The sequence below is a fragment of the Xanthomonas sp. SHU 166 genome (assembly GCF_000364685.1).
GTDB classification, from domain to species: domain Bacteria; phylum Pseudomonadota; class Gammaproteobacteria; order Xanthomonadales; family Xanthomonadaceae; genus Xanthomonas_A; species Xanthomonas_A sontii.
In genome coordinates, this window is record NZ_AQOJ01000620.1 from 1 (window position 1) to 1,869 (window position 1,869).

Sequence of the window (1,869 nt, forward strand, 5' to 3'; positions counted from 1 at the left end):
GGCGCAGCGCGACCAGGCCGGCGCTGAAGGTGACGCGCAGCGCCGGCGCCTCGGGCGCCCACTGCAGGCGTGCATGGAACAGGTCGCGCAGGCGCGTGGCCAGGCGCTCGGCGTCGGCCAGCGGCGTGTCGCCGAGCAGCACCGCGAACTCTTCGCCACCCAGCCGCGCCGGCAGGTCGGAGGCGCGGCAGGCGCTCAGCAGCAGTTGCCCGACCTCGCGCAGCACCGCATCGCCGGTGGCATGCGAGTAGCCGTCGTTGATCTGCTTGAAGCGGTCGATGTCCATCACCAACAGGCACAGCGGCGCGCCACTGCGCTGTGCGCGCTGCATGCTGTGCACCAGCACCTCGTCGAAGTGGCGCCGGTTGGGCAACGCGGTCAGCGCATCCTCGTGCGCCAGGCGCTCGAACGCGGTGGCCTGGCGCTGCAATTCCGCCAGCAACTGGCTCTTCTCGGCATCGGCCTGCAGCAGGCGCTCGGTCTGCAGCCGCAGCGCGCTGGTGCGCCGCGCCACCAGCCGCTCCAGGCGCAGGGCGCGACGCTTGTAGCGCGCGATCAGGTAACGGTACAGCAGCACCAGCGCCAGCAGCAGCGCCACCGCGGCCGCCGCATGGACGCTGTGCCGCTGCCACCACAGCGGCGCCACGCTGAAGCGCCACACGGCTTCGCGGGTGCTCCAGGCGCCGTCCGGATGCGCCGCGGCCACGTGCAGGGTGTAGTCGCCCGGCGGCAGCCCGATGAACTCCACGCTGCGCTGGTTGCCTCGATCGATCCAACCGGTGTCCAGGCCGTCGAGCCGGGTGCGGTAGCGGATGCGCTCGGGCAGCAGGTAGCTGAGGCCGACATAGGACACGGTGATGCGCTTGGCGCCGGGCAGTTGCGACGTGTTCTGCCAGGGGAAGGGCTGGCCATCCAGCAACACGCTCTCGATCGCCGCCGGCGGCGGCAGGCGATCGCGGAAGCGCGCCAGGCGCCGCGGATCGACCATGCTGACGCCGCCGGCGGTGACCAGCCACACCGTGCCGTCGTGGCGCAGGATCATCGACGGCCCGGAGCTGCCATTGCCCTGGGCGTTGGACATGCCGTCGATCTCGTCGTAACGGCTCACCTGCAACCGCGCCTGGCGGCCGTCGGCGACCGCGTCCAGCGCCGCCGCAGTGGTCCGCAGCACGCCGCGGTTGCTGCTGATCCAGACATTGCCGAGGCGATCGCGGACCAGTTGGAACACCGTGTCCACCGGCATGCCCTGCTCCAGCCCCACCCGCGCCAGCTGGCCATCGCGGTCGCGGTGCAGGCCGCGGTCGGTGGAAATCCACACATCGCGGCCCAACGCCTGGAATCCGAACACGGTGCGCGCGCCGCCCAGCGGTTCCAGCGCCAGCTTCCGCACCCGGCCGTCACGCAGTACCGCCGCGCCTTCGACCGAGCCGATCCACAGCGCGCCGTCGACGCTGGCCAGGGCGGTGATCAGGCCGTGCGGCAAGCCGGGCACGTCCGGCACCGACAGCCGGTCGCCGTCGATGCGCATCACCCCGCTGCGCGTGCCGATCCAGACCGTGCCGGCGGCATCGACGCTGAGCGCACGCACCTGCCCGCTAGGCAAGCCTTCGTTGGTTCCGTAGTGGCGCACGACGCGGCCGTCGCGCAGGCGGAACACGCCGTCGGCGTAGGTGCCCATCCACAGGTCGCCGTCGCGGCCGCGCGCCAGGCTCAGGACCGATGGCGCGTCGCGCAGCGCAACCGGGGCGATGCGGCCATCCGGCGCCATCCGGTCCAGCCCGGCGGCGCTGCCGATCCACAGCGCGCCGTCCGGCGTCTCCAGCAGCGCGCGCACGTAGTCGCCACTGAGTCCGTCGCGGCGGGGGTAGC

Annotated in this window: 1 protein-coding gene; it reads right to left on the reverse strand. The window is 72.7% G+C overall.

Annotated features, from left to right (window positions below):
* Positions 1 to 1,869 (reverse strand): ligand-binding sensor domain-containing diguanylate cyclase (locus tag D180_RS15130; RefSeq protein WP_017913458.1); only part of this gene is annotated, 1,869 nt, incomplete at both ends.